Raw genomic sequence first — 16977 nt, forward strand, 5'->3', positions numbered from 1 at the left:
AAGCCGGCGCAAGGCTGGACTAGCGCCCGCTTCGCCCGCGGTCACCCGGTGCAGGACAAGGATGCCGATCGTCCTGAACGACCACGCCAAACAATAAGGAATGCAAACAAAAAAAACACCGATTTCCCATGCAACTGCAAAGACAGATGAAGACACTCTCGGAGGCGACATGACACAGACCCCCACCACCCCTGCTTATGAACAGGAAGACCTGAAGCGCGACCTGTCGAACCGGCACGTCCAGATGATCGCCATCGGCGGCGCAATCGGCACCGGGCTTTTCTACGGCTCGTCCTGGGCCATCCGCACGGCCGGACCGGCCATCCTGCTCGTCTATGTGCTCGCCGCCATCGCGATCTACTTCGTGATGCGCGCACTGGGCGAGATGGCGGTCGAGGAGCCGGTATCCGGTTCCTACGTCTCGTACTCGAACCGCTACATTCACCGCTTCGTCGGCTTCCTGAACGGCTGGAACGCGTTCATCTTCCTGCTGGCCACCAGCGCGGCCGACCTGAACGCGCTCGGCAACTACGTGCACTTCTGGTTCCCCGCCATCCCGATCTGGGTGACGGCGGGCACGGCCGTCTCGATCATGTTCTGCGTCAACATCATCGGCGTGAAGTTCTATGGCGAGGCCGAATTCTGGTTTGCGCTCGTCAAGGTGGCGGCGATCGTCGCACTGATCATCTTCGGCGCCGGCATGATCGTGTTCGGCATCGGCAACCACGGCGTACCGATCGGCTATCACAACCTCGTTGCCAACGGCGGATTCTTCGCCAAAGGCGTGGGCGGGACCTTTCTCGCGATCGTGATGGTGGCCTTCTCGTTCGGTGGCGTCGAGAATCTCGGCCTGGCGGCCGGCGAAGCGAAGGACGTCCGCACCACCATGCCGAAGGCGATCAACGCGACGTTCTGGCGCCTGCTGATTTTCTATGTCGGCGCGATCGCAGTCCTGCTGATGGTGTTCCCGTGGACCTCGCTGACGACCAAGGGCAGCCCGTTCGTCGAGGTGTTCACGAAGATCGGCATTCCCGCCGCGGCCGGCATCATGAATCTCGTCGTGATCATGGCAGTGCTCTCGGCCGTGAACGCGAGCGTGTTCACCAACAGTCGCACGTTCTACAACCTGTCGCTGCAGAAGAATGCGCCGGCCTTCCTCGGCGTCGTCAACGGCCGCAAGGTGCCGTTTCGCGCGATCCTGATGGTGTTCGCGACGATGTTCGCCGGCGTGCTGCTCAACTACGTGATGCCGGAGCAGGCGTTCGAACTGTTCTCGTCGGTCACCGTGTTCGCGCTCGTCTGTGCGTGGGGTTCGATCGTCATCAGCCACCTGCGCTTTCGCAAGATCCGGATCGCGAACGGCGAAGCGGACAAGCTCACCTACAAGATGCCGTTCTATCCGTACAGCAACTACATTGCGCTCTGCTTCGTCGCCGCGGTGATGGCCTGTATCGCGATCCTGCCGGACATGCGGATGTCGCTGGTGGTGTCGGCGGTCTGGGTCGCGTTCGTATATGGGGTGTATCGCTTCTATATCCGAAACGAAGCCACGAGCACCGATGCCGCGTGCGAATCGTGCGATCCGAAGGATCTTCCCGCGTAAGCGGCACCGGCCGGATCCCGGCAGGCATCGCGCCTGCCGGGGCCCGATCGGCCCCGATTGCCGTCGCCTTCAGCGCGGCCGCGCCGGCGCGCGTTCGCCGACCGCGGTGCCGCGTCCGCGCATGTAGACCTGCGGGCTGCTGCCCATCTCCAGCCGGAATGCGTAGACGAAAGCCGACGTCGAGCCGTAGCCCAGTTCCATCGCGACGCGCGTCACGCCGTGCCCGCCCGCCAGCAGTTCGATCCCCCTGAACAGGCGCATGCGACGGCGCCACGAACGCAGGCTCATGCCGGTTTCGGCGACGAACCGGCGCGCCAGCGTGCGCGTCGACATGCCGAACCTCGCCCCCCACTCCTCCGGGCCGCGCAGGTCAGCCGGATCCGCATAGAGCGCTTCGCACAGCGACATCAGCGCCGCATCGCGCGGCCAGGGCAATGCCGACGGAAGTGCCGGCGCCCGTCGCAGCTGGTCGAGAATCAGATGCGTGATGCGCCCCGCATAGCCGTCTTCGTCGGGTTGCCCGTCGATTTCGCTCGCCTCGACGATCAGCGCCTTCAGCAACGGCGAGACGGTGAACACGCTCGGACTCGTGCCCGGCAGCGCCGGCCCCGCGTCGTCCGAGATCCACAGGCTTCGAAATTCCGCACCCAGGAGCGAGCCGACGCGATGCCGCGCGCCGGTGGCCAGCCACACGGCCTGATCCGACGAGATCACGCAGGAACCGCCTTCCGCGATCACCGTCAACGCGCCCGAGATCGCGTACACCACCTGATGCCAGTCATGATGATGTTCGGGAAAACAATGGCGGGCGGGAATGAACTGCGCGCGCACCCTGAGGGGTGCCGGTGGCGCCGCGTTCTCCGGCGCCTCGATCGTCTCCCAGACCATGATGATTCTCCAGTTGGCAGATATTCTATACATCTTGTCTATCAATCGAAATACCGACACGGCGAAACTTGGTCTAATGACGTCATGCCTGTTTCGCGGCAACGTGCGCAATCGACTGCCGCAGCCCCGAACCGCCAACGATCCTTACCGGAGTTTCCCGCCTCATGGCCTGTTTCGACCGCTACAGCCTGCCCCTTTCGACGACCTCCGAAGTCGCGGCCGAGCGCTATCGCGCCGGTGTCGACCTGCTCCTGTCCCTGTGGCCAGGCGTGGCCGAAACGCTCGACGAGGCGATCGCGGCCGATCCGGAATTCGCGCTGGCGCAGGCGGCCCGGGCACGCCTGCATGCGATCCGCGCCGAGATCGGTGAAGCACGCGCGATGGTCACGAACGCGGTCGCACTCGCTGCCCGCAACGGCACGCCGCGCGAGCGCAGCCATGTCAACGTGCTGTCGCTCGCGATCCACGGGCAGTCCGCCCAGGCACTGACGGCCGCGCTCGAGCATGCCGACAGCTGGCCGCGCGACGTGGTCGTGTTGTCGCTGCCGCTCGGTGCGTTCGGCCTGTTCGCGTTTTCGGGCATGGCGGATCACGACCAGGCGCGCGTCGATCTATGCGAGCGCCATGCGCGGCATTTCGAGGACGACGACTGGTGGTTCCTGACGTATCGCGGCTGGGCACATGGCGAGAACGGCGACGTCCGGCTCGGCCGTACGCTGACGCAGCGTGCGCTCGAACTGCGCCGGCACAACGTCAATGCCGCGCACGCGGTGGCACACGTGCTGTACGAGGCGGGGGCAAACGACGAGGCCGACGCGATGATCGCCGGCTGGCTGCCCGAATACGACCGCAGCGGCATCCTTCACAGCCACATTGCGTGGCATGCGGCCCTGATCGCGCTCGAACGCGGCGACACCGAACGCGCGCTCGCGATCTACGACGCGCAGGTTGCGCCGGCGGCGTCGCTGGGCGTGCCGATCAACGTGGTCAGCGATACCGCTTCGTTCCTCTGGCGCATGCAGGCTTACGGCTACACCGTTCCCGACGGCAAGTGGGACGACGCGGCCCGATATGCATCGGATTACTTCCGGCAGGCGGGCTTCCCGTTCGCCGATGTCCATATGGCGTTGATCGCGGCGGCCACGGGCGCAACGGCGGCGCTCGACGAACGTGCGGGCGCGCTCGACGCGCTCGTCGAGGCCGGCACGCTGCGGGCCGGTGCCGTGGTGCCGGCGATCTGCCGGGCGGCGCGTGCCTTCGCCGACGAGCAATACGCGCAATGCGCGGCGCTCCTCGAGCCCGTGGCGCACGAAGCGGTACGCCTCGGCGGCAGCGGCGCGCAGCGCGAAATCGTCCAGGACACGCTGCTGGTTGCGTGGATGCGCAGCGGCAACGCCGGCAAGGCACGCGCACTGCTCGAGCAGCGCCTGCATCGTCGCCCGTCGCCGCGCGACACGCGCTGGCTCGGTCAGCTCGTGACCGCCTGATCCGGCCCGTCCGTGACCGCGTAACCGGTAGCGGCGCGCCCCGCGCCCTCCCTTCACCCCGCCCGCCGGCGCCCCTGCCGGCTCGCGCGGACATGTCCGTCCGATTCGGCGCGTGGACGGCGAGCGAGACCGCGGGCAGCCGCGCAACCGCCAAGGAAGTCATATGTGTTCAAGCATCGTGGAACCGCGCACCGGATTGCGGCGCTGGCTGGTCGACGGAATCGGGCCGGTCGCCGCGATCGCGATCGCGCAGCTGTTCGGTACGGCGCTGTGGTTCAGCGCGAACAGCACGGCCCCGGACCTGATGCGGCTCTGGCAGGCGAGCGCGGCCGACATCGGCTGGCTGACCAGCGCGGTCCAGCTCGGCTTCATCGTCGGCACGCTGGTGATCTCGTTGAGCGGGGCTGCGGACCGGTTTCGCGCGAGCCGGATTTTCGTGTGCAGCGCCGTGCTCGGCGCCGCCTTCAACCTCGGTTTTGCGTGGTTGTCGAGCGGTCTTGTCACGGGTGCGGCGTTCCGCTTCGCCGTCGGCATCTGCCTCGCGGGCATCTATCCGATGGGCATGAAGCTGATCGTCGGCTGGGCGCCGGATCGCACGGGGTCCGCGCTGGCCCAGCTGGTCGCGATGCTGACGCTCGGCACGGCGCTGCCGCACGCCATGCGGGTCGTCGGGACCGGTTTGCCGTGGCAGTGGATCATTACCGCGTCGTCGGTGCTCGCACTGATCGGTGCCGGCGTGATCGGCGTCCTCGGGGACGGTGCCCGCCCACGGACGAACGCGGCCGTCGGGCAGCAACGCGGCCCGGCCGCCGTGCTCGGGGCGTTCCGGATCCGCGCGTTCCGCGCCGCGACACTCGGCTACTTCGGCCATATGTGGGAGCTCTACACGTTCTGGACCGCCGTGCCGCTCCTGATCACCCATACCGCGCTGGCGACCCACTTTCCCCGTGTCGGCGTGTCGGGCCTGGCCTTCGGCGTCATCGCCACGGGCGCCATCGGCTCGCTCGTCGGCGGGACGCTGTCGCGCACGCTGGGCAGCGCGAAGGTCGCGCTCGGCGCGCTCGCCCTCTCGGGGCTCTGCGCGCTGACCTTCGCACTCGCATGGCGCGTGCTGCCGCCGATGGCCATGGCGGTGCTGCTCATCGTCTGGGGCGCGTCGGTCATCGCCGATTCGCCGCAATTCTCGGCGCTGGCGGCACGCGCCTGCCCGCCCGAGTGGGTCGGGGGCGCGCTGGCCATTCAAAACTCGATCGGCTTCGCCATCACGGTCGTCTCGATCGCCGCCACCACCGCGCTGCTCGAGAAGACCGGGCTCGATGCGATCTGGCTGCTGGTGCCCGGGCCGGTGCTGGGGCTGGCGGCGTTCCTGTGGACCTCGGGCCGCGGCACGGCCAGCGCATGACCCGCACGGGTAAGCGGCGGAGCCGTGCCGCGCGCCGGCCGATGCGCGTCACACGTACCGGCGCCGGCGCTCGCGGGTTGCAAGCAATGTGGGGAGTTCAACGATGCTCGATCTCCAGTATCTGTCGATCCTGAAGGAAGTCCAGCGCCTCGGCAGCCTGACCGCGGCCGCCGAGCGCCTCAACGTCACGCAGTCGGCGCTGTCGCATATGGTCCGCAAGTTCGAGGAGCGGCATGGCGTCAAGTTCTGGACCAAGAACGGACGCGGCCTGCGCTTCACGCACGCGGGCGAATATCTGCTTGCGCTGGCCGAACGCGTGCTGCCGCAGATCGAACATGCGGAGCGCACGCTCGTCGAGTTTGCGGAAGGACGACGTGGCGCGCTGCGTGTCGGGATGGAGTGCCATCCCTGCCAGAAATGGCTGACGCGGCTGACTTCACGCTATCTCGCCAGCTGGCCCGATGTCGATTACGACGTACGAACCGCGTTCGGTTTCGATGGCGTGGCGGCGCTGCTCGGCTATGAAATCGACCTGCTCGTCACCCCCGACCCGATCGACCTGCCCGACATCGTGTTCGAACCGGTCATCGACTACGAGCTGATGCTGGTGGTACACGAGCGGCACCCGCTTGCAGCGCGCGAATTCGCGCTGCCGCATGACCTGCTCGCCGAGGAACTGATCACGGTGCCGGTCAGCAAGGAGCGGCTCGACATCTATACGCGCTTCCTGGTACCGGCCCATTGCCGGCCCAAATTTCATCGCACGGCCGAGCAGACCGAGCTGATGCTGCAGCTCGTCGCGGCACACCGTGGCGTGGCCGTGCTGCCCGACTGGCTGGTGATCGAGGAAGGCGCGGCCATGCCGATTCGCACGGTGCGCCTCGGTCAAGGCGGCATTCACAAAAGCATCCACCTCGGCGTGCGTCGAGGGGAGCAGGACACGGCCTATATCGCCGGCTTTCTGGCACTGGCGCGGCAGCAGGACGTCAAGGCCGGCGGCCACGCCAACTGACCGCTCACGGCACGCCAGTGCTGCAATACGCGGCCGTCCGGGGACGGACCGCCCTGTCTCGCGATGCGACCGCGCGCGAGGCGACTTCATGCGTCCGTCGACGAACAGGGGCGGTACGAGATCGTCGGCCTGCCGGGCTGAAGCCGACGTGCATGGATGCGGGGCGCGTCGATCGAACCGAACCCGCCCCCCGGATCACCAGTCCAGAACACCTTCGTCACGCATTTTCCATATGGATACCTTAATGATTAAACCAGCCCCGTTTCAGGAATATGTCCGTACGCTCAGCTATCGCTGAGAAATTGCCCCAGGCCGTTGTACGCCGACGGCCGCGCACGTCGCAGCCAAACCGCGAAGCCGGCGCCCGCGACAGCAACCGCCGGCGTCGTCCACGGCAGGAGCGAAACGACGGTCGAAGCCGTGCCGGCCATCAGCGATACGTTGCCGATCATTGCGTACAGGAAGTAAGCGAATCCGGCAAAGCTCAGTGCCGGAAACACGGCCCACCGGATGAACCGCGTTTCGCGCTCGCGGCGGGCCGCGAAGAAGCGGATGACCGCCAGCGCGGTCAACGCCTGAACGCACACGATCCCGATCGCGGACGGAATGCTGAGATACGGTGCAATCACCATCACCGGATCGACGCGATAAGCGGCGGACAAAGCGATCAGCGTGACCATGAGCACGGACTGCAGGTTCGCGGCCCGGACCGGCAGGCCCTTCTTCTCGCTCAATTGCGCGAGCCGCTTGAACGCAATGCCGTCGCGGCCGAGCGAATACCAGTAACGCACGGTCGCATTGTTGAAGCTGATGATCGCCGCGAGCATGCTGGTGATCAGCAGTGCATTGGTGACCACCACCATCTGCTTGCCGAGCACCCGCTCCGTCACGGCGAACCACAGATCCGCGGGAGACTTCACCGCCAGCGCGACGACTTCGGCATAGCCGAACGCATTGGACATCTGCACCGTCGACACGACATAGATCGCCATGATGACCGCGACGCTGACGTAGGTGGCAATCGGAATGGAACGGCCCGGATTCCGGACGTCGTTCGCGTAGATCACCGTCGTCTCGAAGCCCATGTACGCGACCACGACGAACACCAGCGACGTGCCGAACTTCCCGGTGAACACGTTCGCCGGGTGCAGCGGCGCGAGGCTGAAGTGCTCGACCCCGCCGCCCGTGGCCGCGACCTTGAGGTTGAATGCGACGATCAGCGCGATCTCGACGATCATCAGCAGGAACAGCACGGCGCCGTTGAACTGGACGTTGTTGATCGCGAACGCATGCACGACGGCTGCCGCGCAGAGTGTACTGACCCACCACGGCACGACCAGGCCGGTGAGGTTGTTGATGAAATAGCTGATATAGAACCCGAGCAACGCGTAACACGCGAGCGTGATCACGAAATACGACGCGACCGCCATGAACGCGGCGCCGACACCCGCCGGCCGGCCGAGCCCTTGCCCGACGTACGCATACAGCGCGCCCGCATTGCCCACGTGACGGCTCATCGCCGTGAAGCCGACGGCGAAGCACAGGTAGATCAGGCCGACGCACAGGTAGGACCCTGCGATGCCGATGCCGATGCCGTTGCCGTACGCGACGCCGTACGGCACGCATCCGATCAGACTGGTGAGGGGCCCGTTGGTGGCCAGGACGAAAAATACGATTGCGACCCAGTTCAAGGGGCGCGTGGATGAGGATTCCGAGGTTACCGCTGACGTCTCCATGTCTTCTCCTTGTCGATGATGAGTGTGTCACGCGCCCGCGCGCGCGGCGAACAGTGCCCGCCGGCGTTCGGCATCCGGATCGTCCTCGACGCGGCAGACCCGGTCGAAAATCCGTGTCGCACGCGCCTCCGGTGTGTAGCGCGGCCACACCGACACGCCGCTGGCGGACGGATCGCCGTCTCGGGCGAAATCGGCCCACGCACGCTGCACGCGCGCAGCCAGGCCGAACCGCTCGCCGGGCGTGTCGTCCGAATACCGCGCGTTCGGGAGATCGGCGTCATCCCAGGCCGGCAATGGGTAGTCGAGCATGCCGAACACGAACGGGATTTCGGCGCCGTGAATCGAGTAATGGCCGCCGCAGCACGGGAATGCCCAGTCGAACCGGTACATGAACGTGTTCGCATGCCGGCTGTTGCGTTCCGCCAGCGCGACCGCGGGCTTCCAGAACAGGACGTCGGTCAGGTCCCGGCCGATCGAGCGAGGCGGTATCGCACGCGTACGCGATGCGACGTCGGCCGCTGCCCGCGCATCGTCCGGGCCGATGCTGAATGGCTTCAGGCCGTCCTCCAGCGCATCGCGGTAGCCGACCGGCTCGAGCGGGCCGTGCGCGAGCAGCTGCGGGGGCAGGAAGTACGCCGACTCGTGCCGGGTCGTGCCGATCATCATCGGCACCGATGCGCGCGGGATGCTCGACGCATCGATGACGACACCGTCGTCGACAGGCCAGAACGCGGTATAGCCGTACCGGTCGATCAGGCGGCGCGCGGCCGCAAGCGCCTGTTCGTCGCTGATCGTATCGAGTGCGTGGATATCGGCGCCAAGCATCGACAGGAACGCGTCGGCCCTGACCTGTGCCTGCGCTCGCGACAGCAGGGTGAGAAAGGCCCCGCTCTGGACGATCGCCTTGTGAAACAGGCCCTCGGCCGACGGCATCATCGTGAGCGCGCAGATCTTCCCGCCACCGCCCGATTCGCCGAACAGCGTCACGTTGTCTGCATCGCCGCCGAACGCACCGATGTGTGCCGCAATCCATTCGAGCGCCAGCACGATATCCTGCTGCCCCACGTTCGCGGCAGTCGACGGGCTGTCGCCCCGATCGCCGAAATGCAGGTAACCGAAGACGTTGAGGCGATGGTTGATCGACACGACCACCACCTGCTCCTGCTCGGCGAGCACGCGTCCGTCGTACAGGGGCAGGTTGGCGGACCCGGACAGATAGGCGCCGCCATGCAACCACACCATCACCGGCAAGCGATCGCCGGGCGCCGCCGACGCAGGCGTCCAGACGTTGAGATTGAGGCAGTCCGCCGAGTGATCTCCATCGAACTGCCATGCGGGCAAGTCGTCGTTGACCTGCGGACACGCATCGCCGTAGCTGCGGCAATCGCGAATTCCGTCCCATGCTGGCGCCGGCACGGGCGGCCTGAACCGCAAGTCGCCGATCGCAGCCTTTCCGTAAGGAATGCCAAGAAATTGACGGATGCCATCGTTGCAGTTGCCGCGGATACTGCCCTGCGGAAGCGTCAGCACGCCATCGCGGCGCGCGATGCAGTCGTCGATCGTGGAGAGGCTTGCATGTTCGTTCATCGTTCTATCCATGCCCGGGTAGAGGGGTTCGAGGTTCGTTGACGCGATGTGTACCGTCCAGCCGGTACAGTACCGAACTCAAAAAAAATGGCAAAGGGAATTTGTATAATGCACCGTCCAGCCGGTACGGCTTATTTCGGTGCATTTTCCGCGCAATTCCCGATGAACGAGAATATTGATAGCGAAATTGGCGACACCAAGAGAAAAATATTCGAAGCCTCACGAAAAATCCTGCAGGACAAAGGCATCCTGGGATTAACCCTTGCCGAGGCCGCGTCGGTTGCGGGCATCAGCAAGGGGGGGCTGCTCTATCACTTCTCGAGCAAGTCGGAGCTCCTCGCAGGGCTGCTGCATTTCGAAGCGACCACCTTCGAGCAGGCCGTGACCGACGCCGCGCTGGCGGACGGCCAGCCCGGGGCCTGGACTCGCGCGTACATCATCGCAAGCTCCGAGCAAGCGCTCCAGGGCAGAAGCTTGTCGGCCGTGATCGGCAGCCTGCTCCTGGAGCCGAGCCTGCTCCCCGTCTATGCGGGCCACGCTGCCCGCTGGACCGAATTGCTGAGCCGGGACGCGTTGCCGGAACGGACCGCGCGGATCATCCGCTTTGCCGTCGAAGGATTGTGGTTCGATGAAGTATGTGGGGTACGTCCGCTGGACCCGACGCAGCGCAAGGCATTCATCGACGAATTACTGGCGATGACGCGCTCTAACGGCTGACGCCCGCCAACGTGCGGCGGGGGCCTGCCGACCCTGCGTCGATTCGGCAAGCCACCGGTTCGCTCGGGCGTCAGATGGCCCAGCCAGCCTTGATGCCGCTCGACAGCCGTTCGCTATCAACCCCATTGGCAACAATGCTTTCAAACATATCGTCATATTCCGATATAAGATTCGCCCATCGACGATACCTGGTTGCCCGACCGAAACACCCCACCTATCCATGCCGACCGAACTCGACATCGAAGCGATCCTGAAAGCGCTCTCGAACCCCGTGCGCCGGGAAATCCTCGTCTGGCTGAAAACGCCGGACGTGCATTTCCCGAACCAGACGCTGCCGTACGAACACGGCGTCTGCGCGGGCCAGATCGACGCGCGCTGCGGGCTGTCGCAATCGACCGTCTCCGCGCACCTCGCGACGCTACAGCGCGCGGGGCTCGTGACGTCGACGCGGATCGGCCAGTGGGCGTTCTTTCAACGCAACGAGGCCGTCATCGACGCATTTCACGACGCCCTGCGCCGCGAACTCTAGCCAACACGGCCGAACCGGCCATGCGGGTTGCGGTCGCCCATGACGCGACGGTTGCCCGCCTTTCGTGAAGAGGTTATTTGCCATGCCCACCCTGTTCGATCCCGTCACCCTCGGTGACCTGACCCTGCCGAACCGCATCGTGATGGCGCCGCTCACCCGCTCCCGCGCGGGTACGGCACGCGTGCCGAACGCACTGATGGTCCGCTACTACACCGAGCGCGCAACGGCCGGCCTGATCATTACCGAGGCAACGTCGGTCACGCCGCAGGGCGTCGGCTATGCGGACACGCCCGGCATCTGGTCCGACGAGCAGGTCGAGGGCTGGAAACAGGTGACGCAGGCCGTGCATGCGGCCGGTGGGCGCATCGTGCTGCAGCTTTGGCACGTCGGCCGGATCTCCGACCCGGTGTTCCTGAACGGCGACCTGCCGGTCGCGCCGAGCGCGATCGCCGCGGGCGGCCACGTGAGCCTCGTGCGTCCGCAGCGCCCGTACGTGACGCCGCGCGCACTCGAACTCGACGAAATCCCGGGCATCGTCGCCGCGTACCGCAAGGGTGCCGAGAATGCGAAGGCCGCCGGCTTCGACGGTGTCGAGATCCACGGCGCGAACGGCTACCTGCTCGACCAGTTCCTGCAGGACAGCACCAATCGCCGCACCGATGCGTACGGCGGCCCGGTCGAGAACCGCGCACGCCTGCTGCTCGAAGTGGTCGATGCCGCGATCGACGTGTGGGGCGCCGGCCGTGTCGGCGTGCACCTTGCACCGCGCGGCGACGCGCATACGATGGGCGATTCCGATCCGGCGGCAACGTTCGGCTATGTCGCGCGCGAACTCGGCCGCCGCAAGATCGCGTTCATCTTCACGCGCGAATCGTATTCGGGCGACCACTTGAGCCCGCGCCTGAAGGAAGCGTTCGGCGGCCCGCTGATCGCGAACGAGCAGTTCACGCTCGACACCGCGCAGGCCGCACTCGCGAACGGCAGCGCCGACGCGATCGCATGGGGCAAGCTGTTCATCGCGAACCCCGACCTGCCGCGCCGCCTCGAACTCGGCGCGCCGCTCAACAAGCCGGTGCCGGAGACGTTCTACGCGGAAGGCGAAACGGGCTACACCGATTACCCGGCGCTGAGCGACGCGGCCTGATCGCACCGCAGGCCACGTGCGATGAACGGACCGGCCTCGCCCGTCCGTTCGTCGCGCACACCACCGGGCGGGCATGCCACGCGTTCGCCCTTCCCGCTCACCGCCTGCCGTCCTCGGCGGGCGCGTCCACGAACAACGCGAGACCGACCAGGCTCGCCGCGCTGCATCCCAGCACATACCACGCCGGTGCATAGAAACTGCCGGTCGCGCGCCACATCGCACCGACGATCAGTTGTGCGAACCCGCCGAAAATCGTCACACCGAGCGCATAGATCATCCCGAGCGACATCGCCCGCACTTCGGGCCGGAATGCATCGAGAATCATCACGAAACCGGCGGGACTCGACAGCGTCATCAAGCCGATCAGCACGATCACGACCGCGACCGCGGTGACCACCGACGGCCACACGCTCATCGCGTAAAACGCCGGCAGCACGAGCACGGCCGACGCGACGCACGACACGCCCACCAGCCGCTTGCGACGACGCACGCGATCCGCGAGCCGCCCCGCGAACGGCGAACCGATCAGCAGCACGGCGCCCGCCGCGCAGCCCGACAGCAGCGATACCGACGCCGGCATGCCGACGGTCAGCGTCAGGAACGACGGCAGGAAAAACACGATCGTATAGGTGGTCGACGTGCCGCCGATCACGAGCAGCGTGCCGGCCACGACCTGCCGCCACGGAATGCGCGCACGCTCGCGCGGGGCGCCGGCCGCCGCGTGCGGCAGCGTATCGTCGAGGTGACGCCGCAGATAGAAGCCGACCGGGCCGATCAGCAGACCGAGCACGAACGGTACGCGCCATCCCCACGCGTGCAGCGCGTCGGGCGACAGTGCGCGCGACAGCGTCAGCGCGACGAACGCGCCGACCAGCGTCGCGCCGCCCTGGCTCGCCATCTGCCAGCTCACCCGCTCGCCGCGCCGGCCGGTGTCGCCCGACTCCATCAGCAGGGTCGTCGCGGCGCCGACTTCGCCCCCCGCCGAAAAGCCCTGCAGCAAGCGCCCGATGACGATCAGCAGCGGCGCGGCGATGCCGATCTGCGCATAGGTCGGCGCGAAGCCGATGATCCCGGTGCCGAGCGCCATCAATGCGACCGTCAGCACCAGTGCAGGCTTGCGTCCGGCACGGTCCGCATAGGCGCCGATCGCGACGCTGCCAAGCGGCCGCGCGACGAAGCCGACACCGAACGTCGCGAGCGACAGCATCAGCGCGCCTACGTCGCTCGACGCGGGAAAGAACAGCTTGCCGATCAGTGCGGCGAAGAAACTGTAGACGGTGAAGTCGAAGAATTCGAGGCCGTTGCCGAGTGCGGCCGCAACGACCGTGCGGCGCGACACGCGCGGCGCGGCATCGACCGGCGCGGCGGCCGTGCGATTCAGGGTATGCATCGGAAAATTCCCGTTCAGAAGTTGTGATACATGCCGAGCGACAGCGTCACGGGTGTCGTCCCGGTGCGCGGTGCGGTGCCGCCCGGTTCGGTCGGCAGCGGGTTGCCGTTCAGCAACACGGTCGAGATGCCGTAGTTGCGGATGAACCCGGCGCGCGCATAGAGGCCCGTGCGTTTCGACAGCAGGTAGTCGTAGCCGAGCATCGCGCCGAGCGCCGAGTCCTTGGCCGGCTGGCCGGCCGCGTCGCGTACGCCCGACGTATCGCGATAGACGACCGACGCGCGAATCGCATTGACGCCGAACGGCACGATCGCGCCGACCGTGTAGACGCGCGCGATGCCGTCGCCGGCCAGCTTCGGCGCGTACTGGTTGAACGATGCGGACAGCACGATCCGCCCCGTGTCATAGACGGCGCCGAGCCCGTACAGGTCGTTGCGCACGGTGCCTGCCCCGTTGACGCCCCACACCTGGTTGTAGCTCGCGGCCAGATAGGTCGTGCCGTTGTACCACTGCAGCAGCGCACCTTGCGCGGACGCCGCGGGCGCGCGCCCGGCCACGTTGCTCGGCGCATACATCAGCATCAGCGACGTGGTGCCCGCGACGATCGGCGTACGGTACGTGATGGCGTTGTCGACGCGCGCCGGCAATTGCGTCGCCCCTGGCCCGAGGTCCGAGTTGTAGCCGACGCCGCGGCTCGTCTGCACGGCTGCCGCGCCCAGCCACGTATAAACCGAGTTCGTGCCCACCGTGCCGAACACGTCGATGAACAGCGGCAGCGCCGTGCCGATCTGCTTGCCGAGACGCAGCCGCCCGTAGCTGTCCGACGTCAGGCCGATCCACGACTGCCGGTTGTAAGTCGACTGCTTGTCCTGCTGCGCGCCGTTGTTCGCGAGAAACCCGCTTTCGAGGTTGAACTCGGCGCGCCAGCCGCCACCGAGGTTCTCACGGCCGAAGAAGCCGAATTTGGAGGTCCACTCGCCGCCGCTCTGCGTCTGCCACAGCGAATGGCCGCCGACCGTCTGGTAGTTGATCCCCATGTCGACCGAGCCGTACAACGCGACACCCTCCGTCAGTCGACCGTTGTACTCGGGCACCGCCGCCAGCAACACGTCCTGATAGGGCACGGCACGCGCGTTGCCGGCGCCGAGCGCGAGACAGGCCACGCCAAATGCAAATCGCTTCTTCATTCGTTATCCTTATTGTCAATTCAATCCATCTCCGCCCGGCGCGTCTCCTGTGCGCCGTCGTCAGCCCGCCTTCAGGAAGCGTTCGACGATACCGGCGAAATAGGCCGCCCCCCAGCTCAGCGCGGTGTCGTTGAAGTCGTAACCCGGGTTGTGCACCGAACACCCGCCCCGGGAATCGACGCCGTTACCGATCAGCACGTAGCAGCCCGGTACGCATTCGGTCATCCACGAGAAATCCTCGCTGCCCATCACGCCGTCGGGCAACAGCATGAGCGCGCCCTCGCCGGCCAGCGCCGAGATCGTCTCGACCGCGAGATCCGACGCCGCATGGTCGTTGTCCACGACACGCGAGATCGACTGGTATTCGATCTGCGCGGTCATCCCGAACGCCTGCGCCTGCGCGTCGACGATCCGGCGGATCCGCGCCTCGACTTCGTCGCGCGTCGCCGCATCGAGCGCACGCACGGACAACTGCAGCGTCGCGGTTTCCGGAATCACGTTCGGTGCGGTGCCCGCATGGAACGTGCCGACGGTCACGACGGCCGGTTTCAGCGGATCGACGTTGCGGGAGACGATCGATTGCAGCGCGGTCACGATTTGCGCGCCCGCGACGATCGGATCGCTCGCGAGTTGCGGCATCGCGCCGTGCCCGCCCTTGCCCGTCACGGTGATCGTCACCGAATCGGACGAGGCCATCATCGGCCCGTAGCGCAGCGCGAAATGGCCGACCGGCACGCCCGGCGCGTTGTGCAGCGCATACACGCGTTCACAGGGGAAGCGTTCGAACAGGCCCTCGTCGATCATCCGCTTGGCGCCACCGAGCCCTTCCTCGGCCGGCTGGAAAATCACGTTGAGCGTGCCGTCGAACCGGCCCTGTTCAGCGAGATAGTGAGCGGCGGCCAGCAGGATCGCCGTATGGCCGTCGTGTCCGCACGCGTGCATCGTGCGCGCCACCGTGCTCGCATACGGCAGCCCCGTCGCTTCCTCGATCGGCAGCGCGTCCATGTCGGCGCGCAGGCCGAGCGTGCGCGCCGACGCGCCGCGCCGCAATTGGCCGACGACACCCGTGCCGCCCACGCCCGTCGTCACGTCGTAACCCCATGCGGCCAGCTGTTCGGCGACGAGCTGCGCGGTGCGGGTCTCGGCGAAACCGAGTTCGGGATGGGCGTGGATGTCGTGGCGGATCGCCACGAATCGGGACTCCGACTCGCGAATCGCCGCGAGTACGTGAGCAAGGTTCTGCGTCATGAATGGCTCCGTGGAATCGGCCGCGTCGCGACCGTCTCGGCCAAGCATAGAGACGCGTTTCGGGTCAAAAAACTCACGAATTTTGATGCGGATAACTTTTGGTAATATCTTCCGCATCATGAAAATCCATCAATTGCGCGCGCTCGTCGCGGTCACGACGGCCGGCAGCATCAAGGCCGCGGCCCGGACCCTGCACGTCACGCAGCCGGCCATCAGCAAGGCGATCCAGGAACTGGAGAACGAATTCGGCGTACCGCTCCTCGAGCGCAAGCCGTGGGGCGTCGCGCCGACGCCGGAAGGCGACGCGCTGCTGGGGCGCGCCCAGGCCGTCGTGCGCGAGCTCGAACGGGCGAGCGAGGACATGGCGCACATGAAGGGGCTGCGCGACGGACGGCTCGTGATCGGTTTCACGCCGATCGTCGCGGTGACGGGCTTTGCCGAAGCCTACGCCGCGTTCCGCCGCCACTGGCCGAACGTCGAGTGCGAACTGCGTGAACTGACCTTCAACCTGCTCTCGGAACAGTTGCGCAATCGCACGCTCGATCTCGCCTTCGTCGCCGTGACGGGCCCCATTGCCGAGTCGGTCGACATCAAGGCGATCCGCACGTTCGACACCGCGTTCGTCACCCGCGAGAACGGGCGCTTCGCCGGCGCGACATCGCTCGAGGCGCTGCGCGACGCGGAATGGATCCACGCCGACGCAAGCGACAACTTCCCCACGTATATCCGTGACCTGCATGCGCACGCGGGCCTGCCCCCGCCGCGCTGCATCACGCGCTGCACGTCGTATGCGCTGTTCTACAGCCTGATGATGACCAACGATGCGATTTTCTCGTGGACCCGGCTCTCGCTCGCGGAAACCGTGTTCGGCCAGAAGCTGACGCCGCTGCCGCTACCGATGTCGCCGCCACCGCTGCAGTTGTACCGGCTCACGCCGCCGGGGCTGCAACTGACGCGGCCCGCGTCCGACTTTCTGGCGCACGTGGAAGCCGCGTTCGCGTCGCTGCCGCTGACCGGGAGCGACGCATTGCGCTGACAACGAATCGG

The 16977-nt window shown here is 66.6% G+C and carries 14 protein-coding genes; 8 read left to right on the forward strand and 6 right to left on the reverse strand.

Annotated features, from left to right (window positions below; all coding sequences use genetic code 11):
* Positions 1–169 precede the first annotated feature (169 nt).
* Positions 170–1603: an amino acid permease gene (locus tag G3N61_RS09150; protein ID WP_205822241.1), complete on the forward strand. Its 1434-nt coding sequence runs from the start codon at positions 170–172 to the stop codon at positions 1601–1603.
* A 69-nt stretch (positions 1604–1672) separates the two neighbouring features.
* Here the strand turns inward: G3N61_RS09150 and G3N61_RS09155 are convergent, their stop codons facing one another.
* Positions 1673–2491, reverse strand: a complete 819-nt coding sequence (locus G3N61_RS09155) for a helix-turn-helix transcriptional regulator (protein ID WP_205822242.1) — start codon at positions 2489–2491, stop codon at positions 1673–1675.
* A 164-nt stretch (positions 2492–2655) separates the two neighbouring features.
* On the opposite strand from G3N61_RS09155, the gene G3N61_RS09160 reads away from it, so the two are divergent.
* From G3N61_RS09160 to G3N61_RS09170, 3 genes are all read left to right on the forward strand, one after another.
* Positions 2656–3978 (forward strand): tetratricopeptide repeat protein, encoded by a 1323-nt coding sequence (locus G3N61_RS09160; protein ID WP_089452342.1) that lies wholly within the window; start codon positions 2656–2658, stop codon positions 3976–3978.
* A 163-nt stretch (positions 3979–4141) separates the two neighbouring features.
* Positions 4142–5380, forward strand: a complete 1239-nt coding sequence (locus tag G3N61_RS09165) for an MFS transporter (RefSeq protein ID WP_205822243.1) — start codon at positions 4142–4144, stop codon at positions 5378–5380.
* 103 nt (positions 5381–5483) lie between these two features.
* Positions 5484–6392, forward strand: a complete 909-nt coding sequence (locus G3N61_RS09170; RefSeq protein WP_043179768.1) for a LysR family transcriptional regulator — start codon at positions 5484–5486, stop codon at positions 6390–6392.
* A 284-nt stretch (positions 6393–6676) separates the two neighbouring features.
* Here G3N61_RS09170 and G3N61_RS09175 read toward each other — a convergent pair whose 3' ends face one another.
* Both G3N61_RS09175 and G3N61_RS09180 read right to left on the reverse strand, forming a co-directional pair.
* Positions 6677–8128 carry an APC family permease gene (locus G3N61_RS09175; RefSeq protein ID WP_205822244.1) on the reverse strand — a complete coding sequence of 484 codons (1452 nt, stop codon included), beginning with the start codon at positions 8126–8128 and terminating at the stop codon, positions 6677–6679.
* A 27-nt stretch (positions 8129–8155) separates the two neighbouring features.
* Positions 8156–9715 carry a carboxylesterase/lipase family protein gene (locus tag G3N61_RS09180; protein WP_241017656.1) on the reverse strand — a complete coding sequence of 520 codons (1560 nt, stop codon included), beginning with the start codon at positions 9713–9715 and terminating at the stop codon, positions 8156–8158.
* Positions 9716–9877: 162 nt separating this feature from the next.
* Between G3N61_RS09180 and G3N61_RS09185 the strand changes: the two genes are divergently transcribed.
* The 3 genes from G3N61_RS09185 to G3N61_RS09195 all read left to right on the forward strand — a co-directional run bounded on the left by G3N61_RS09185 (position 9878) and on the right by G3N61_RS09195 (position 12105).
* Complete coding sequence (locus G3N61_RS09185; protein ID WP_043181322.1) at positions 9878–10432, forward strand: TetR/AcrR family transcriptional regulator; 555 nt, start codon at positions 9878–9880, stop codon at positions 10430–10432.
* A 220-nt stretch (positions 10433–10652) separates the two neighbouring features.
* On the forward strand, positions 10653–10961 hold the full coding sequence (locus G3N61_RS09190) for a helix-turn-helix transcriptional regulator (protein ID WP_043179776.1): 309 nt from the start codon (positions 10653–10655) through the stop codon (positions 10959–10961).
* Positions 10962–11043: 82 nt separating this feature from the next.
* The gene (locus G3N61_RS09195) at positions 11044–12105 is read left to right on the forward strand and encodes an alkene reductase (protein ID WP_205822246.1); all 1062 of its coding nucleotides are present in this window, start codon (positions 11044–11046) and stop codon (positions 12103–12105) included.
* A gap of 97 nt (positions 12106–12202) precedes the next feature.
* Here G3N61_RS09195 and G3N61_RS09200 read toward each other — a convergent pair whose 3' ends face one another.
* Genes G3N61_RS09200 through G3N61_RS09210 form a run of 3 tightly spaced genes read right to left on the reverse strand, consistent with a single transcriptional unit; the run spans position 12203 to position 15930 of the window.
* Entirely contained in the window at positions 12203–13495 is a 1293-nt protein-coding gene (locus G3N61_RS09200) for an MFS transporter (RefSeq protein ID WP_205822247.1), read from the reverse strand.
* A gap of 14 nt (positions 13496–13509) precedes the next feature.
* Complete coding sequence (locus G3N61_RS09205; protein WP_205822248.1) at positions 13510–14682, reverse strand: porin; 1173 nt, start codon at positions 14680–14682, stop codon at positions 13510–13512.
* Between the two features lie 60 nt (positions 14683–14742).
* Complete coding sequence (locus G3N61_RS09210; RefSeq protein ID WP_205822249.1) at positions 14743–15930, reverse strand: M20 aminoacylase family protein; 1188 nt, start codon at positions 15928–15930, stop codon at positions 14743–14745.
* A 118-nt stretch (positions 15931–16048) separates the two neighbouring features.
* Here G3N61_RS09210 and G3N61_RS09215 point away from each other — a divergent pair, with 118 nt between their 5' ends.
* Positions 16049–16966 (forward strand): LysR family transcriptional regulator, encoded by a 918-nt coding sequence (locus G3N61_RS09215; protein WP_089452335.1) that lies wholly within the window; start codon positions 16049–16051, stop codon positions 16964–16966.
* The last annotated feature ends 11 nt before the right edge of the window (positions 16967–16977 follow it).

Origin of the sequence: Burkholderia sp. Ac-20349, assembly GCF_017104865.1 — a bacterium.
Taxonomy (GTDB): Bacteria; Pseudomonadota; Gammaproteobacteria; order Burkholderiales; family Burkholderiaceae; genus Burkholderia; species Burkholderia aenigmatica.

Coding starts and splice junctions, on each gene's coding strand:
- G3N61_RS09150 (WP_205822241.1), top strand. CDS start 170: ATGACACAGACCCCCACCACCCCTGCTTATGAACAGGAAGACCTGAAG.
- G3N61_RS09155 (WP_205822242.1), bottom strand. CDS start 2,491: ATGGTCTGGGAGACGATCGAGGCGCCGGAGAACGCGGCGCCACCGGCA.
- G3N61_RS09160 (WP_089452342.1), top strand. CDS start 2,656: ATGGCCTGTTTCGACCGCTACAGCCTGCCCCTTTCGACGACCTCCGAA.
- G3N61_RS09165 (WP_205822243.1), top strand. CDS start 4,142: ATGTGTTCAAGCATCGTGGAACCGCGCACCGGATTGCGGCGCTGGCTG.
- G3N61_RS09170 (WP_043179768.1), top strand. CDS start 5,484: ATGCTCGATCTCCAGTATCTGTCGATCCTGAAGGAAGTCCAGCGCCTC.
- G3N61_RS09175 (WP_205822244.1), bottom strand. CDS start 8,128: ATGGAGACGTCAGCGGTAACCTCGGAATCCTCATCCACGCGCCCCTTG.
- G3N61_RS09180 (WP_241017656.1), bottom strand. CDS start 9,715: ATGAACGAACATGCAAGCCTCTCCACGATCGACGACTGCATCGCGCGC.
- G3N61_RS09185 (WP_043181322.1), top strand. CDS start 9,878: ATGAACGAGAATATTGATAGCGAAATTGGCGACACCAAGAGAAAAATA.
- G3N61_RS09190 (WP_043179776.1), top strand. CDS start 10,653: ATGCCGACCGAACTCGACATCGAAGCGATCCTGAAAGCGCTCTCGAAC.
- G3N61_RS09195 (WP_205822246.1), top strand. CDS start 11,044: ATGCCCACCCTGTTCGATCCCGTCACCCTCGGTGACCTGACCCTGCCG.
- G3N61_RS09200 (WP_205822247.1), bottom strand. CDS start 13,495: ATGCATACCCTGAATCGCACGGCCGCCGCGCCGGTCGATGCCGCGCCG.
- G3N61_RS09205 (WP_205822248.1), bottom strand. CDS start 14,682: ATGAAGAAGCGATTTGCATTTGGCGTGGCCTGTCTCGCGCTCGGCGCC.
- G3N61_RS09210 (WP_205822249.1), bottom strand. CDS start 15,930: ATGACGCAGAACCTTGCTCACGTACTCGCGGCGATTCGCGAGTCGGAG.
- G3N61_RS09215 (WP_089452335.1), top strand. CDS start 16,049: ATGAAAATCCATCAATTGCGCGCGCTCGTCGCGGTCACGACGGCCGGC.